The 201-nt window shown below is 64.7% G+C and carries 1 pseudogene; it reads left to right on the forward strand.

Going from position 1 to position 201, the window contains the following annotated elements:
- Window positions 1–65: 65 nt before the first annotated feature.
- Window positions 66–201, forward strand: a pseudogene (locus BN358_RS27780) (haloacid dehalogenase); the annotation flags it as partial.

The raw sequence follows: 201 nt of genomic DNA on the forward strand, positions 1-201 counted from the left end.
AGACTACCGGTCGGGAGCTGGGCACTTGGCACTAGCATCGATGAATGAGCGCCAACCAGACCCTCATGGCCGTGTGCGACGCGGCCCTGTTCGACCTCGACGGGGTGCTCACCCCGACCGCAGAGGTGCACATGGCAGCCTGGTCGAGGATGTTCAACGAGTTCCTCGCGGATCGTGGCGAGGAGCGCCCCTACACCGATG

The sequence above is a fragment of the Sedimentibacter sp. B4 genome (assembly GCF_000309315.1).
In the GTDB taxonomy this organism is placed as follows: Bacteria; Bacillota; Clostridia; order Tissierellales; family Sedimentibacteraceae; genus Sedimentibacter; species Sedimentibacter saalensis.